The organism is Pseudomonas bharatica CSV86, assembly GCF_000319305.2.
Lineage (GTDB): Bacteria > Pseudomonadota > Gammaproteobacteria > Pseudomonadales > Pseudomonadaceae > Aquipseudomonas > Aquipseudomonas bharatica.
This window is the reverse complement of sequence record NZ_AMWJ02000001.1, coordinates 606738-621521: the sequence shown is the minus strand read 5'-3', so window position 1 is coordinate 621521 and position 14784 is coordinate 606738. Positions and strand designations below refer to the sequence as shown.

Here is a 14784-nt window from a genome sequence, read left to right as displayed (position 1 = left end):
CGCGCCTTCGCAGACCACTGACGGTCGGGCAGGCGGATCCAGTTTTCCCCGCAGCCTGGCAGGTCAGGGTCGATTTCCCCGAATCCCTCCCTCCTAAAGGCCTGGATCACATGAGCAAGCAACCCTCCCTTAGCTACAAGGACGCCGGTGTAGACATCGACGCCGGCGAAGCCTTGGTCGAACGCATCAAAGGCGTGGCCAAGCGCACCGCGCGCCCGGAAGTCATGGGCGGCCTGGGCGGCTTTGGCGCCCTCTGTGAAATCCCGGCCGGCTACAAGCAACCTGTCCTGGTGTCCGGCACCGACGGCGTCGGCACCAAGCTGCGCCTGGCGTTGAACCTGAACAAGCACGACTCGATCGGCCAGGACCTGGTCGCCATGTGCGTCAACGACCTGGTGGTCTGTGGCGCCGAGCCGCTGTTCTTCCTCGACTACTACGCCACCGGCAAGCTCAACGTCGATGTGGCTGCCACCGTGGTCACCGGCATCGGCGCCGGCTGCGAACTGGCCGGCTGCTCGCTGGTCGGCGGTGAAACCGCCGAGATGCCGGGCATGTACGAAGGCGAAGACTACGACCTAGCCGGCTTCTGCGTAGGTGTAGTGGAAAAGGCCGAGATCATCGACGGTTCGAAGGTCGCCACCGGTGACGCCCTGATCGCCCTGCCATCCTCCGGCCCGCACTCCAACGGCTACTCGCTGATCCGCAAGATCATCGAAGTCTCCGGTGCCGACATCGAGCAGGTGCAACTGGACGGCAAGCCGCTGACCGAACTGCTGATGGCGCCGACCCGCATCTACGTCAAGCCGCTGCTCAAGCTGATCAAGGAGACCGGCGCGGTCAAGGCCATGGCCCACATCACCGGCGGCGGCCTGCTGGACAACATCCCGCGCGTCCTGCCAAAAGGCGCCCAGGCGATCGTCGACGTGGCGAGCTGGGAGCGTCCTGCGGTCTTCAACTGGCTGCAAGAGCAAGGCAATGTCGACGAGCACGAAATGCACCGCGTGCTGAACTGCGGCGTTGGCATGGTCATCTGCGTGGCCCAGGACCAGGTCGAAACCGCCCTGAACAGCCTGCGCCAGGCCGGTGAGCAGCCTTGGGTGATCGGCCAGATCGGCGTGGCCGCCGAAGGCGCCGCCCAGGTCGAGCTGAAGAACGTCAAGGCACACTGATGCCCACCACGAAGTGCGATGTGGTGGTGTTGCTGTCGGGTTCCGGCAGCAACCTGCAAGCCCTGATCGACAGCGCCCGTGCCGGGGATTCCCCGGTCCGGATCCGCGCCGTGATTTCCAACCGCGCCGATGCCTACGGCCTGCAGCGCGCCCGTGACGCCGGCATCGACACCGCCGTGCTCGATCACAAGGCGTTCGACGGCCGCGAAGCCTTCGACCAGGCCCTGATCGAGCGGATCGATGCCTTCTCGCCGCAACTGGTAGTGCTCGCCGGCTTCATGCGCATCCTCAGCGCCGACTTCGTCCGCCACTACGCCGGGCGCCTGCTGAATATCCACCCTTCCCTGCTGCCCAAGTACAAGGGCCTGCACACCCACCAGCGCGCGCTGGAGGCGGGTGATGCCGAGCATGGCTGCAGCGTGCACTTCGTCACCGAGGAACTCGATGGCGGGCCGCTGGTCGTACAGGCAATCATCCCGGTGGCCCCGGATGACACGCCAGAGACCCTGGCGCAGAGGGTTCACAGCCAGGAACACCAGATCTACCCGCTGGCAGTGAGCTGGTTCGCCGCAGGTCGTTTGCGCCTCGGTGAAAGCGGTGCTCTACTGGATGGCCAGCCCCTGGCGGCCAGCGGCCACTTGATTCGACCCTAGGAGATTTTATGCGTCGCGCCCTGCTTCTCGCCCTCGCCGTGCTCGCACTGCCGCTTCAGGCAGCCGAGCTGAAACCCTTCTCGGCAAGCTACACCGCCGACTGGAAGCAACTGCCCATGAGCGGCACTGCCGAACGCAGCCTGGAAAAGAACGCCAACGGCACCTGGAGCCTCAACTTCAAGGCGTCGATGATGATCGCCAGCCTGACCGAGCAAAGCACCCTGTCGCTGGACAAGGACACCCTGCTGCCGCAGAGCTATCACTTCGAACGTGGCGGCCTGGGCAAGGCCAAGAAAGTCGACCTGGACTTCGACTGGTCGCAGAAAGTCATCACCGGTACCGACCGTGGCGACGCGGTGAAGCTGCCGCTCAACCGTGGCGTACTGGACAAGTCCACCTACCAGCTGGCGCTGCAGCATGACGTGGCTGCCGGCAAGAAAAGCGTGAGCTACCAGGTAGTCGATGGCGACGAGATCGACACCTACGACTTCCGCGTACTGGGCACCGAGAAGGTCACCACCCGGACCGGCCAGGTCGATGCAATCAAGGTCGAGCGCGTCCGCGATCCAAGCCAGAGCAAGCGCATCACCGAACTGTGGTTCGCCAAGGACTGGGACTACCTGCTGGTGCAACTGCGCCAGGTCGAGACCGACGGCAAGGAATACGTGATCGTGCTGCAGGACGGCACGGTGGATGGCAAGGCGGTCAAGGGTAACTGACCGGCTGGTTGTTCGTTGTATACGGAAACCCCGCCTTGTGCGGGGTTTTCTTTTGTGGGTATACGGATTTAATGGTTGATGGGGCACCTTCACCCCATCAATCTGATACCACCCTCAGATGGTTGATAGATCGACTCCGTAGTTGAGTTCCTCTGCGAAGTCCGGCAGTCCGTAACCGATGGTTTTCTTGTAGAAAGGAGAGACCTTCGCAGTCGGTGCCTTCTTCTTGTGCTTCGTGGTGTAGAGCATTCGTGCCCGCATCACCTCGAAGGAGTAACCGCGCCCTTCACGGTTCTTGTCCTTGGCCAGTCGGTTGATGGACTCCGTGTAAGCGTTGGTGACGGGCATGTCCGTCTCGAAGTAGGTCATGGTCTCTTCGCGCCAGTTTCCCACTGCCCTGACCAGATCGCTCCAGACTTCCTTTTGGCCCTTCGGGATGGTGGCTATCCACTCGTCCAGGGCGGCTTCTGCCTGGAGCCGTGTGGTGGCGTCCCAGATGCCGTAGAAGCGCTCCTTGTGCTCGTAGGCGGCCAGCAGTTGCGGGAACGCGCCTGTCCAGGTCTCCATGATGAGGCGCTCCCGGTCTGAGACTTCGTGAGCGCGTTTCAGCAGGATTTTCCGGTCTCCCTTGAGAGTCCGGCTCTGGGACGGTTTCAGCTCCTTTCTGAGGCCCTTGCGCACTCTCTCTAGGGCATCGTTGGCCATGCGCACCACATGGAACTTATCGACCACGATACGGGCCTGGGGCAGCACAGCCTTGACCGCTGCCCGGTAGGGGTTCCACATGTCCATGCTGACGATCTCGACCTTCTGCCGGTCTTTCAGCTTCATCAGGTAGTTGGTCACCACGTCCTGGCGGCGGGTGGCCAGCAGGTCGAGCAGGGTTCGCTCCTCAATGTTGGTCAGAATGCAGCGGTAGCGCTTGTTCAGGTATAGCTCGTCAATGCCCAGGATGCGGGGCGTCTCGAAGCGGTGCCAGCGCCCCAGGAACTCGGCGCGGGCGTTGAAGATGTCGCGCACCGTCTTCTCGTCCAGGCCGGTCTGTGCCGCCACAAAGGTGTAGGGGTGGTTGAAGGATTCCTTCTCCACGTACTCATGCAGCCGCAGTGTCATACGGAATCCGTCCACCATCTCCGGTAGCTGGGGCCTGAATGTTGTCTTGCAGGCCCGGCAGGTGTATCGGCGGCGGACCACCCAGAGAGTGACCCGCTTGCCGTGGATGGGCAGATCACGATAGGGAACGTCACGCTTGCCGAACCGTACGAACTCACCCTGCACGCCGCATTCCTCGCAGGCGATGGGATCGGGCACGTCCACCTGGAAGTGCATTTCGTCGTCGGTTGATTTGCAGCCCAGTACTTGGTATTGCGGCAGGTGAAGGATGTTGTCGGGAAGTTCGGTCATGGTGTTGTATAGGCGTAGGTGTCAGTCAGATCCATCCGACTCGGCATTGGTGTTTGCTTTTTTACCCAACAAGCTGCTGGAAACGAAAAGTAAGGCACCGAGGACAATTGCAATATCAGCCAGGTTGAAGGCCGGCCAATGCCAGTCTCGCCAATAGAAATCAAAGGAATCCACAACATAGCCGCGAAAGACCCGGTCAATCAGGTTGCCCATGGCGCCACCGAGGATAAGACTGTAAGCGATGGCTTCTCCTTTATGACGATTTTCAAGGATCAGCTTGATCAGAAAAATCGAGACCACTACCGCGATTCCGATAAAAAAGTAGCGCTGCCAGCCTCCACCATTCGCAAAAAGACTGAATGCGGCACCGGTGTTCCATAGGTGCACCCAGTTAAAGAACGGGGTCACCGAAACATACTCGCCATAGGCCATTGATTGCTGCACCAGCCACTTTACAGCCTGATCAGACGCTGCCAGCAGGCCCGATATGGACAATAGGGCATACGGCGAGAGCTTTTTGCCAATAATGAGCATTATTTAACCCTTCAACGCCAAAATGCGTCTGGCACCGTTAAGTACAATGCCCCCGCGATGGTGCCGATAATCAGATCCGGATAATTGGAACCGGTCCACGCGACCAGGGCGCCGGCGGTGATGACCCCCAGGTTGATCACCACGTCGTTGGCCGAGAATATCCAGCTTGCCTTCATGTGCGCCCCGCCTTCCCGATGTTTGGATATGAGCAGCAGACAACTGGTATTGGCAATCAATGCGACGAATGCGATAGCCATCATCACCAGCGATTCAGGCTCACTACCGAATACAAAGCGTCTCACCACCTCTACGAGCACGCCCACAGCCAAGATCAGTTGCAGTACACCAGCAAGATGCGCGGCACGTACCTGCATTTTCACGCTATGTCCAACCGCATAAAGGGCAAGCCCGTACACCGCCGCATCGGCAAAATTGTCCAGGGATTCTCCAATCAGGCCGGTGGACCGGGCGATCAGACCGGCAGTCATTTCCACCACGAACAGAAGTGCATTGATGCCGAGCAACCAGCGCAGGGTCCCGGATTCTTGCTTAGCAGAAGCTGCCGAAAACTCGGCGGCCTTGATGGTCTCCGGATTTGCAGCGACGGTTTCCTGAAGCGAGGCGCCTAGCCCCAAGGTCTTCAGTTTCGAGGTGACGGGCTCGACCTCGCCGTCATGCACGACCTTCAGCCGGCGGTTCGACAAGTCGAAGGACAGCGCCCGAATCTCCTCAAAGCCGTTCAGGGCTAGGCGAATCATTCGTTCTTCTGATGGACAGTCCATCTTCGGCACGGCATAAACACTGACCCATCTCCCTGGCGCCTCGGAGGAGGCCTGTATATCGGTATCCGCTGCGGACGTTGCATCACCGCCACAGGCGCCACCACAGGATTTGCTCATGATACGACTCCACTTGAACAATGTTGTGGTACCATTTAAAACTATAAAGCTACTATAAGGTCAATAGAGTAAAGAATCCGTTGGGGAGGAGGCTGATGCGCATTGGTCAGTTGGCGCAGTTGGTAGGGGTCGAAACACAGACGATCCGCTTCTATGAACAGCAGGGCTTGTTGCCGCCGCCTGATCGGCAGGACAACGGTTACCGTGTCTATACCGAGAAGCATGGTGAGGGGCTGGCCTTCATCCGTCGCTGCAGAATCCTGGGCCTGTCACTGGCTGAGATTCACGAACTACAGAGCTATGAGGACGACCCTCATCAGCCTTGTACCGCCGTCAACGCCTTGCTCGATGATCACATCTCTCATGTGCGGTCGCAGATAACCGCTCTGCAAGCGCTTGAGAAACAACTCGTTTCACTGAGAGCGAGTTGCAACGATGACCGGGAAGTTGAGGCGTGTGGGGTTCTTGCTGGGAATTAGCGAAGGAAACATGCACCAGCAGTAGGTGAAGCATCAACCAGATAATCCGATGAGATGCCGGTCTGTCTCACTCTCATGCAAAGGTAAGATCAACCATTTAATCCGCTTACCCTCTTTTGTCTGGGAGGGCCCCATCGCTGGCAAGCCAGCTCCCACAGGACTTGTGGGAGCTGGCTTGCCAGCGATGGGGCCCTCAAGAGCAACCATGAAAGATCTTTCATGGCGCTTTTAATTTACTTAGCGAGCTAACAAATCCTATAAAAGAGGCCTGCGACAGAGTGCCGCAGTTAACCGGATTTGGAGTTTGCACATGACTGTCAAAGTAACTGAGCGCGACGAATCGAAACTGTCCCACGAAGGCGTCGCCGCTGGCGTACGCATCTGGGATGTGCACCAGCAGGGCCAATTGGTCGGCATGTTCCACACTGAACACGAAGCCCACCGCTACCGCATGGAACTGGAAGTCTGGGAAACCCGCCGGACCCAGTCCTGAAACCGGCCTTTCCACACAAAACAAACCCCGCCATGGCGGGGTTTGTCGTTTCTACCGAATCAGATCACCACATCAGGTCATCCGGGATCACGTAGGCCGCGTACGGATCGTCGGCATCCGGCTCTTCCACCTGGGTATTGAGCAGCAGGATGCGCTTGGGATCGCGCTCCTGGATTTTCAGCGCCGCTTCACGTGGAATGATCTCGTAGCCGCCAGCGTGGGCGACGATGGCCAGCGAGCCACTGCTCAGCTTGCTGCGCATCAGGGCGTTGACCGAGATGCGCTTGACCTTCTTGTCGTCGACGAAGTTGTAGTAGTCCTCGGTAGTCAGCTTGGGCAGGCGCGAGGCTTCGATCAGTTGCTTGACCTGCGCGGCACGGGCCTTCTGCTCGGCCTTTTCCTGCTGCTGGCGGTTCAGCTCCTGGTCACGCGCAACCTTCTCGGCCATTGCCTCCTTGGCCAGGCGCTGCTGGCTGTCGTCGACTTCGACCTGGCCTTTATGCTCCAGGCGTTTCTGCTTCTTTTGCTCTTTGTTGACCTGCTTGACCTGCTTCTGGTTGACCAGACCGGCTTTGAGCAATTGGTCGCGAAGGGAAAGGCTCATCGTGTTCACTCACTTAATGCATCGCGCTCAGCCGCAGCTGGGCAGGTTCTTTTCCTGACGCTTGGCTTCGCCCCAGAGCGCATCCAAGTCTTCGAGGGTGCAATCTTCGATCGGACGCCCGCTGTCGCGCAATGCCTGCTCGATAAAACGGAAGCGTCGCTCGAACTTGGCGTTGGCGCCACGCAGGGCATTTTCCGGGTCGATCTTCAGGTGCCGGGCCAGGTTGACCGTGGCGAACAGCAGATCGCCCACTTCATCGGCCAAGGCCACAGCATCGTTGTCGGCCATGGCTTCCAGCACTTCGTCCAGTTCCTCGCGGACCTTGTCCAGCACCGGCAGCGGGCCCGGCCAGTCGAAACCGACCTGGGCCGTGCGTTTCTGCAACTTGGCCGCGCGGGACAGCGCCGGCAGCGCCGCCGGAACGTCATCGAGCAGGGACAGTTGTTCGGGAACGCCCTTCTCGGCCCGCTCCTGGGCCTTGATCTCTTCCCAGCGCTGCTTGACCTGGTGTTCATCAAGGCGCGGGGTATCCAGCGGCGCATACAGCTCGCCGGTGGGGAATACATGGGGATGGCGGCGGATCAGCTTGCGGGTGATGCTGTCGATCACCCCGGCGAACTCGAAGCGGCCTTCCTCCATGGCCAACTGGCTGTAGTAGACCACCTGGAACAGCAGGTCGCCCAGCTCGCCCTGGAGGTGCTCGAAATCGCCGCGCTCGATGGCATCGGCCACCTCGTAGGCTTCCTCCAGGGTATGGGGAACGATGCTCGCGTAGGTCTGTTTCAAGTCCCACGGGCAGCCGTATTGCGGATCGCGCAGGCGGGCCATGAGGTGCAGCAGGTCGTCCAGGGTGTACATCGTGGCTTCTCGTAACAGCACAGGCCCGCCGCGATGGCGGGCCTGTCTCGGTCAAGGGGTGCGATTGCGCCGGGTCTCGATGATGTTCGGCAACTGCGAGATACGCCCAAGCAGGCGGCCGAGGGCATCCAGGCCGGGAATCTCGATGGTCAGCGACATCAGCGCGGTGTTGTCTTCCTTGTTCGAGCGGGTGTTGACCGCCAGCACGTTGATCCGCTCGTTGAGCAGGACCTGGGACACGTCACGCAGCAACCCCGGACGGTCGTAGGCACGCACCATGATATCCACCGGATAGGTCTGCACCGGCACCGGCCCCAGCTGACCTGGATGATCCGTTCCGGCTCGCGCCCGCCCAGTTGCAATACCGAAGCGCAGTCCTGGCGGTGGATGGTCACGCCGCGGCCCTGGGTGATGTAGCCGACGATGGCATCCCCCGGCAGCGGCTGGCAGCAGCCGGCCATCTGGGTCAGCAGGTTGCCCACGCCCTGGATCTGGATGTCGCCGCGCTTGCCCGGCTTGAAGCCGGTGGCCTTGCGGGTGATGAGATCGATTTCCTCGATCCGCTCCGGTTCCACCAATTGCTGGGCGGCGTTGACCAGGTGGGCCAGGCGCAGGTCGCCGGCGCCGAGGGAAGCGAACATGTCCTCGGCGGTACGCAGGTTGGCTTTTTCCGCCAGGCGCTCGAAGTCCACCTGGGGCAGGCCGAGGCGGTTCAGCTCGCGCTCCAGCAGGGTCTTGCCGGCCGCGACGTTCTGGTCACGGGCCTGCAGCTTGAACCAGTGGACGATCTTCGCCCGCGCCCGCGAGGTGGTGACATAGCCGAGGTTGGAGTTCAGCCAGTCGCGGCTCGGGTTGCCGTGCTTGCTGGTGATGATCTCCACCTGCTCGCCGGTCTGCAGGCTGTAGTTGAGCGGCACGATGCGCCCGTTGATCTTGGCGCCCCGGCAGTTGTGGCCGATCTCGGTGTGCACCCGATAAGCGAAGTCCAGCGGCGTCGCGCCCTTGGGCAGGTCGATGGCGTGACCGTCAGGGGTGAACACGTAGACCCGGTCGGGCTCGATATCCACCCGCAACTGCTCGGCCAGGCCGCCGATATCGCCCAGTTCCTCGTGCCACTCCAGGACCTGGCGCAGCCACGAGATCTTCTCTTCGTAGTGGTTGGAGCCGGACTTGACGTCGGTGCCCTTGTAGCGCCAGTGGGCGCACACGCCCAGCTCGGCTTCCTCGTGCATGGCGTGGGTGCGGATCTGCACCTCCAAGACCTTGCCCTCGGGCCCGATCACTGCGGTGTGCAGGGAGCGGTAGCCGTTTTCCTTGGGGTTGGCGATGTAGTCGTCGAACTCCTTGGGAATGTGCCGCCACAGGGTGTGGACGATGCCGAGCGCGGTGTAGCAGTCGCGCATTTCCGGAACCAGCACCCGCACCGCGCGCACGTCGTAGATCTGGCTGAACTCCAGGCCCTTGCGCTGCATCTTGCGCCAGATGGAATAGATATGTTTCGCCCGACCGCTGATATCGGCCTTGACCCCGGTGGCCAGCAGTTCGTTCTGCAACTGGGCCATGACGTCGTTGATGAAGCGTTCGCGATCGAGCCGGCGCTCGTGCAGGAGCTTGGCGATCTGCTTGTACTGGTCCGGCTCCAGGTAGCGGAAGGACAGGTCTTCCAGCTCCCACTTGATATGGCCGATACCCAGGCGATGCGCCAGCGGCGCGTAGATATCGAAGACCTCGCGGGCGACACGGTGGCGCTTCTCGTCGTCGGCGCCCTTCACCGCGCGAATGGCACAGGTGCGCTCGGCCAGCTTGATCAGGGCCACGCGCACGTCGTCGACCATGGCCACGAGCATCTTGCGCAGGTTTTCCACCTGGGCCTGGGAACCCAGCACCAGGGACTGGCGCGGATTGAGACTGGCGCTGATGGCGGCCATGCGCAGCACGCCGTCGATGAGCTTGGACACCACCGGACCGAAGCGCTGGGCGACTTCGGCCAGGGTTGCCTTGCCCTCGCGCACGGCGCGATAGATGATCGCGGCGACCAGCGAGTCCTGGTCGAGCTTGAGGTCCGCGAGGATTTCGGCGATTTCAAGACCGGCCTGGAAACTCGAGGTGCCATCGGCCCAGGAGTGTTTGGCCTGGTTGCCCTGCTTCTCGATTTCCTGGGCGAATTCGCAGGCAACCTTCAGCGCTTCGCGATCCAGCGCCGCGTCGACGCTGCACACGTGATCCAGCCATGCTTCGAGATTGATACTGCCGTCGGTGTTGACCGGCTGGTGCACTCTCACCTGTACCATCTTTGTTTACCTTTTCCTGCAGCGCATGCGCGATGCGCCTGAAAACTCGGGTGCCGTGCCACAGATCGATAAAGGCACGACACCGGGCGGTCAGCCTGGCTGACCCGCCTCGAATAACGCCATGGCCTCGACATGTGCTGTCTGCGGGAACATGTCGAGGATCCCGGCCCTTTTTAACCGGTAACCCTGCTTGATCAACTCAAGCGTATCGCGGGCTAGGGTCGCCGGATTGCACGACACATAGACCAAGCGTTTTCCACCCAGTGCTGCGATATTTCTGACGACTTCGTAGGCACCGTCTCGGGGTGGGTCCAAGAGTACCGCAGAAAAGCCTTCCGTCGCCCACCCGGACGCTGCCAGCGGTTGGGATAAATCCGCCTGAAAACAGCGAACATTATTCAAATTATTGCTACGGGCATTGGCAGCGGCCCGTTCGACCATTGCCTGCACCCCTTCCACGGCCACCACCTCGGCGGCCTTCTGCGCCAGCGGCAGGGCGAAGTTGCCCAGACCGCAGAACAGGTCCAGCACGCGCTCGTCATTCTGCGGGGCGAGCCAGTCGAGGGCCTGCTCGATCATCGCCGTATTGACGCCGGCGTTGACCTGGACGAAATCGCCCGGGCGATAGGCCAGGGTCAGGTTCCAGGGCTGCAGTTCGAACCCGAGGGACTGCTCCGGTTCCACCGACCAGGGCTCGCCTTCGCCTTGCAGCCAGAGCTGCACGCCTGCTTCGGCGCAGAAGGCTTTCAGCCTGCCCAGGTCCACCTCGCCCAGCGGTGCGGTGTGGCGCACCAGCATGGCCAGGGCGGTACCGCTGAACAACTCGACGTGCCCTACCACCTGGGGCTTGCCCAGGCTCTGCAACAGCAGCGGCAGATGGCGCAGCACCGACTGCAAGGGCTGTACCAGCACCGGACAGGCGTCGATGGCGATGATGTCCTGGCTGGCTTCGGCGCGGAAACCGACGTCGAGTTTCTTCGTCTTGTGATCCCAGCGCACCGCAATCCGGGCCCGGCGGCGATAGCCGAATTCCGGCCCGCTCAAGGGCGCGGCCCATTGCTCGGGCACGACACCCGCCACCCGCTGCAACTGTTCGGCAAGCAGGCGCTGCTTGAGCTGAAGCTGATCGTCATGGGACAGGTGCTGCAGGTTGCAGCCGCCACAACGCTCGAAGTGCCGGCAGGGTGCCTCGCGGCGCTGGGCACTGGCGCCGAAGACCCGCTCCAGGCGGGCCTCGACCACCTTGCCATGGGCATTGAGCACCCGCGCCTCGACCTCTTCGCCCGCCAGCGCACCGCTGACGAACCAGGTGCGGCCGTCGAGGAAGGCGATGCCGCGACCATCGCCAGCCAGGCGCTCGATGGTCAGGCGCTGCTTCTTGCCCGTCGGCACCTGGGGCGCACGGCTGCCGCCGGCCGGCTGGAAGCGCAGGCCGCCGTTACGTTTACCTTTGGACATCAGCGATCCGCGTCGAAAATGCCGGTCGACAGATAGCGGTCGCCACGGTCGCAGATGATCGCCACCATGGTCGCGTTCTCCACTTCGCGGGACAGGCGCAGCATGGCTGCCACTGCACCACCGGACGACACGCCGCAGAAAATGCCCTCTTCCCGGGCCAGGCGACGGGTGGTTTCCTCGGCTTCGCTCTGGGCCATGTCGACCACGCGATCGACGCGCTCGGCCTGGAAGATCGACGGCAGGTATTCCTCGGGCCAGCGACGGATGCCCGGAATGGCCGAGCCCTCCATGGGCTGCAGGCCGACGATCTGCACCTGCGGATTCTGCTCCTTGAGGTAGCGCGAGCAGCCCATGATGGTGCCGGTGGTGCCCATGGAACTGATGAAGTGGGTGATGTTGCCGCCGGTCTGGCGCCAGATTTCCGGGCCGGTGCTGACGTAGTGGGCCTCGGGGTTGTCGCCGTTGCCGAACTGGTCGAGGACCAGGCCGCGACCTTGGTCACGCAGGCGCTCGGCCAGGTCACGGGCACCTTCCATGCCCTCTTCCTTGCTGACCAGGATCAGCTCGGCACCATAGGCGGTCATCGCCGCCTTGCGTTCGGCGCTGGAGTTGTCGGGCATGATCAGGATCATCTTGTAGCCCTTGATCGCCGCCGCCATGGCCAGGGCGATACCGGTGTTGCCGGAGGTCGCCTCGATCAGGGTATCGCCCGGCTTGATCTGACCGCGCAGCTCGGCACGGGTGATCATCGACAGCGCCGGACGGTCCTTGACCGAACCCGCCGGGTTGTTGCCTTCGAGTTTCACCAGGAGAGTATTGCTGGTGTCGCCGGCCATGCGTTGCAGGCGGACCAGGGGGGTGTTGCCGACGCAATCGGCGATGGTGGGGTACTGCAAGGTCATGGCGTTTTCGCAATCCAGACTCACGGGGCCGCCTATCATACCGGCAAACCGTCGCACTCCATATCACGCAATCTGCGAGGTTTATAGCGGATCGCTATAAGCCTGGGCGGCAGCCTGTCGCTTGCGCCGCCAGCAGGCGGAAATTCAGGCGCAGGCCCCGTGTCCCGTTCTGCGCCCAGAGCCGGCCACCCTGGCGCTGCACGGCATTGCGGGCGATGCTCAGGCCCAGGCCGAAGCCGCCATCGCCGGGGCGCGAGCCGTCCAGGCGAGTGAAAGCAGCGAATATCCGCTCCAGCTCCGTCTCGTCCACGCCACCGCCCTCGTCTTCCAGCCAGAGCAGCCAATGCTCGCCCTGGCGTTGGCCGCCGAGGCGGACCAGGCCGCCCAGCGGTGAATGACGGATGGCATTGCGCAGTATGTTTTCCAGGGCCTGGGCGAGGCTGTCGAGATGGCCCTGCACCCAGCAGTCATCACCCAATTCGCACACCAATTGTGCTCGCGGCCAGCCACTTTCGAAGCAGGCATCCTCGCAGAGCATTTCCCACAGAGCGGCGATGCCGATCGGCTCGCTGGGCAGCGGCGCACGCTCGGCATCCAGCCAGGCCAGTTGCAGGGCATCCTCGACCAGGCGCTGCATGCCCCGCACCTCGCGCCGCAAACGCTCGCGCAGCCGTTGCCCATCCTGCTCGCTATCGCTGGCTACCTGCAGCCGGCTCAGTGGCGTACGCAACTCATGGGACAGGTCGCGCAACAGTTGCTGCTGCAAGGCCACGGTGCCCTGCAGGCGCTCGGCCATATCGTCGAAGGCCCGGTCCAGTTCGCCGAATTCGTCATGGCGGCTGGTGGTGGCGCTGGCTACCCGTGCCGTCAGTTGCTCGGCGCGCCAGGCGTTGGCCTGGTCGCGCAGTTGATGCAGCGGGCGGATCAACATCCGGTACAGGCCGAAGCAGAACATCAGGGTCAGCAGCCCGGGGATCAGGCCATTGGTGACCATGCGCCAGAACAGCAGGTTCCAGCGGTCGGGGACCAGCCGCTGGGGCAACTCGATGACCAGGCTGCCGAGGGACGAGTCGCCGGGAAAGGGTACGCGCATCCACGGCGCGGTGCTGGAATGGCGGCTGACCGGACGATCCACGCCACGCAGATTGGTCAGGCGCTCGACCTGGGCATCGCTCAGCGGCAGGCTGCCCAGCGGTTGCAGGTCTGGCCCGATCACGGCGATAAAACCCTGTTCACGCTCGCGCATGCTGCCCAGCCACAGATCGATACCCGCCGTGCCGCCGCTCAACAGGGCACGCTCGGCCTCGGCGGCATACCCTTCGAGCAGTTCCCGCGCGTGCGGGGCCAGGTAGGCATTGCGCACTTCCATCTGCCGGCCCCAGGACAGGCTCAGGCCGATCAGCAGCAGGCAGAAGCCCACCATGAGGATCGCCAGTTTCCAGAACAGCGAATGACGGTTGGGCAACTCACGCGTCCTCGCCGGCGCCAAGCATGTAGCCCTGGCCCCAGACAGTGCGAAGCTGGCGCCCCTGGTAGCCGATGGCCTTGAGCTTGCGCCGGATCTGGCTGACATGCATGTCCAGACTGCGGTCGTGGCGCGAGTAGCCGCGCTGCAGCACATGCTGGTAAAGGAAGGGCTTGCTCAGCACCTCGTCGGGGCTGCGCTGCAGGGTTTCGAGCACCCGGTACTCGCTGGGCGTCAGGCCAGCCCAGTGGCCATCGTGGCACACATCGCAGGCCTTCTCGTCGAACTGCAGTTCGCCGCCCGGCGCCCTGGTTGCCGGCCACTGTCGACGTTCCAGATCGACCCGGCGCAGGATCGCTTCGATGCGCACCCTCAGTTCGGCCATGCTGAATGGCTTGGGCAGGTAGTCGTCGGCGCCGCGCTGGAAGCCGGTGATGCGGTCCGCCTCTGCCCCAAGCGCCGACATCATGATCACCGGCGTGCTGCTGCGTTCGCGCAACTGCACCAGGGCGTCGAGGCCGGTCATGCCCGGCAGCAGGATATCCATCAGCACGACGTCGAAATGCTGCTGGCGCGCCTGGTCCAGGCCGTCACGGCCGTTGCGGCACCAGGTCACGAGAAAGCCACTACGCTGGAGTTGCTCGTGAAGATAGGCACCAAGCACCGGATCGTCCTCGATCGCGAGAATGTTGGGATTGCGGATGACGTCGGGATTCATTGGCGGCTGCTAGCGATTCTCAATCGCGCGATTATTTAGCAATTGCTTTCCCCAGGCAACCCGATCCGGGTACAAGGGTGGGTTCATCACGGAGCGATTAACCAGTGCAATACCTCGATACACGCGGTAGCTTTCTGT

Annotated in this window: 12 protein-coding genes and 3 pseudogenes; 5 read left to right on the top strand and 10 right to left on the bottom strand. The window is 62.4% G+C overall.

The genetic code is table 11. From position 1 onward, the window contains the following. The first annotated feature begins 110 nt into the window (after nucleotides 1-110). Genes purM through CSV86_RS02870 form a run of 3 tightly spaced genes read left to right on the top strand, consistent with a single transcriptional unit; the run spans nucleotide 111 to nucleotide 2541 of the window. Nucleotides 111-1169 (top strand): phosphoribosylformylglycinamidine cyclo-ligase, encoded by a 1059-nt coding sequence (gene purM, locus CSV86_RS02880; RefSeq protein ID WP_009407380.1) that lies wholly within the window; start codon nucleotides 111-113, stop codon nucleotides 1167-1169. After that, nucleotides 1169-1822 carry a phosphoribosylglycinamide formyltransferase gene (gene purN / locus CSV86_RS02875; RefSeq protein ID WP_009407377.1) on the top strand — a complete coding sequence of 218 codons (654 nt, stop codon included), beginning with the start codon at nucleotides 1169-1171 and terminating at the stop codon, nucleotides 1820-1822. The genes purM and purN overlap by 1 nt, the downstream gene beginning before the upstream one ends. An 8-nt stretch (nucleotides 1823-1830) precedes the next feature. Next, entirely contained in the window at nucleotides 1831-2541 is a 711-nt protein-coding gene (locus CSV86_RS02870; RefSeq protein WP_009407376.1) for a DUF3108 domain-containing protein, read from the top strand. A gap of 114 nt (nucleotides 2542-2655) precedes the next feature. On the opposite strand, the gene CSV86_RS02865 is transcribed toward CSV86_RS02870, so the two are convergent. The 3 genes and pseudogenes from CSV86_RS02865 to CSV86_RS02855 form a co-directional block, all read right to left on the bottom strand. Beyond that, a complete protein-coding gene (locus CSV86_RS02865; RefSeq protein ID WP_004574636.1) occupies nucleotides 2656-3945 on the bottom strand; it encodes an ISL3-like element ISPpu12 family transposase in 1290 nt (429 codons plus the stop codon). A 21-nt stretch (nucleotides 3946-3966) separates the two neighbouring features. Beyond that, nucleotides 3967-4479, bottom strand: a complete 513-nt coding sequence (gene lspA, locus CSV86_RS02860) for a signal peptidase II (RefSeq protein ID WP_003821921.1) — start codon at nucleotides 4477-4479, stop codon at nucleotides 3967-3969. 3 nt (nucleotides 4480-4482) lie between these two features. Further along, nucleotides 4483-5378, bottom strand: a pseudogene (locus tag CSV86_RS02855) (cation efflux transmembrane domain-containing protein). Nucleotides 5379-5473: 95 nt separating this feature from the next. Between CSV86_RS02855 and cadR the strand changes: the two are divergent. Next, nucleotides 5474-5882, top strand: a pseudogene (cadR, locus tag CSV86_RS02850) (Cd(II)/Pb(II)-responsive transcriptional regulator). A gap of 285 nt (nucleotides 5883-6167) precedes the next feature. Further along, entirely contained in the window at nucleotides 6168-6350 is a 183-nt protein-coding gene (locus CSV86_RS02845; protein WP_009397964.1) for a hypothetical protein, read from the top strand. Between the two features lie 64 nt (nucleotides 6351-6414). Here CSV86_RS02845 and CSV86_RS02840 read toward each other — a convergent pair whose 3' ends face one another. The 7 genes and pseudogenes from CSV86_RS02840 to CSV86_RS02810 all read right to left on the bottom strand — a co-directional run bounded on the left by CSV86_RS02840 (nucleotide 6415) and on the right by CSV86_RS02810 (nucleotide 14646). After that, nucleotides 6415-6954, bottom strand: coding sequence for a DUF2058 domain-containing protein (locus CSV86_RS02840; RefSeq protein ID WP_009397965.1), 540 nt, complete (start codon nucleotides 6952-6954; stop codon nucleotides 6415-6417). 27 nt (nucleotides 6955-6981) lie between these two features. Next, nucleotides 6982-7812, bottom strand: coding sequence for a nucleoside triphosphate pyrophosphohydrolase (gene mazG, locus CSV86_RS02835; RefSeq protein WP_009397966.1), 831 nt, complete (start codon nucleotides 7810-7812; stop codon nucleotides 6982-6984). A 51-nt stretch (nucleotides 7813-7863) separates the two neighbouring features. Next, a pseudogene (gene relA / locus CSV86_RS02830) lies at nucleotides 7864-10103 on the bottom strand (GTP diphosphokinase). A 90-nt stretch (nucleotides 10104-10193) separates the two neighbouring features. Beyond that, a complete protein-coding gene (gene rlmD, locus CSV86_RS02825) occupies nucleotides 10194-11561 on the bottom strand; it encodes a 23S rRNA (uracil(1939)-C(5))-methyltransferase RlmD (protein ID WP_009397969.1) in 1368 nt (455 codons plus the stop codon). Continuing rightward, a complete protein-coding gene (gene cysM, locus CSV86_RS02820; protein ID WP_037059881.1) occupies nucleotides 11561-12463 on the bottom strand; it encodes a cysteine synthase CysM in 903 nt (300 codons plus the stop codon). The genes rlmD and cysM overlap by 1 nt, the downstream gene beginning before the upstream one ends. A gap of 94 nt (nucleotides 12464-12557) precedes the next feature. Next, the gene (locus CSV86_RS02815; protein ID WP_283811573.1) at nucleotides 12558-13886 is read right to left on the bottom strand and encodes a HAMP domain-containing sensor histidine kinase; all 1329 of its coding nucleotides are present in this window, start codon (nucleotides 13884-13886) and stop codon (nucleotides 12558-12560) included. A 43-nt stretch (nucleotides 13887-13929) separates the two neighbouring features. After that, nucleotides 13930-14646: a response regulator transcription factor gene (locus CSV86_RS02810; RefSeq protein WP_009397975.1), complete on the bottom strand. Its 717-nt coding sequence runs from the start codon at nucleotides 14644-14646 to the stop codon at nucleotides 13930-13932. Nucleotides 14647-14784 lie beyond the last annotated feature (138 nt).

What these genes read in the sequence shown, in the direction of transcription:
- purM (WP_009407380.1), top strand. Translation starts at nt 111, where the DNA reads ATGAGCAAGCAACCCTCCCTTAGCTACAAGGACGCCGGTGTAGACATC.
- purN (WP_009407377.1), top strand. Translation starts at nt 1,169, where the DNA reads ATGCCCACCACGAAGTGCGATGTGGTGGTGTTGCTGTCGGGTTCCGGC.
- CSV86_RS02870 (WP_009407376.1), top strand. Translation starts at nt 1,831, where the DNA reads ATGCGTCGCGCCCTGCTTCTCGCCCTCGCCGTGCTCGCACTGCCGCTT.
- CSV86_RS02865 (WP_004574636.1), bottom strand. Translation starts at nt 3,945, where the DNA reads ATGACCGAACTTCCCGACAACATCCTTCACCTGCCGCAATACCAAGTA.
- lspA (WP_003821921.1), bottom strand. Translation starts at nt 4,479, where the DNA reads ATGCTCATTATTGGCAAAAAGCTCTCGCCGTATGCCCTATTGTCCATA.
- CSV86_RS02845 (WP_009397964.1), top strand. Translation starts at nt 6,168, where the DNA reads ATGACTGTCAAAGTAACTGAGCGCGACGAATCGAAACTGTCCCACGAA.
- CSV86_RS02840 (WP_009397965.1), bottom strand. Translation starts at nt 6,954, where the DNA reads ATGAGCCTTTCCCTTCGCGACCAATTGCTCAAAGCCGGTCTGGTCAAC.
- mazG (WP_009397966.1), bottom strand. Translation starts at nt 7,812, where the DNA reads ATGTACACCCTGGACGACCTGCTGCACCTCATGGCCCGCCTGCGCGAT.
- rlmD (WP_009397969.1), bottom strand. Translation starts at nt 11,561, where the DNA reads ATGTCCAAAGGTAAACGTAACGGCGGCCTGCGCTTCCAGCCGGCCGGC.
- cysM (WP_037059881.1), bottom strand. Translation starts at nt 12,463, where the DNA reads ATGACCTTGCAGTACCCCACCATCGCCGATTGCGTCGGCAACACCCCC.
- CSV86_RS02815 (WP_283811573.1), bottom strand. Translation starts at nt 13,886, where the DNA reads ATGGTGGGCTTCTGCCTGCTGCTGATCGGCCTGAGCCTGTCCTGGGGC.
- CSV86_RS02810 (WP_009397975.1), bottom strand. Translation starts at nt 14,646, where the DNA reads ATGAATCCCGACGTCATCCGCAATCCCAACATTCTCGCGATCGAGGAC.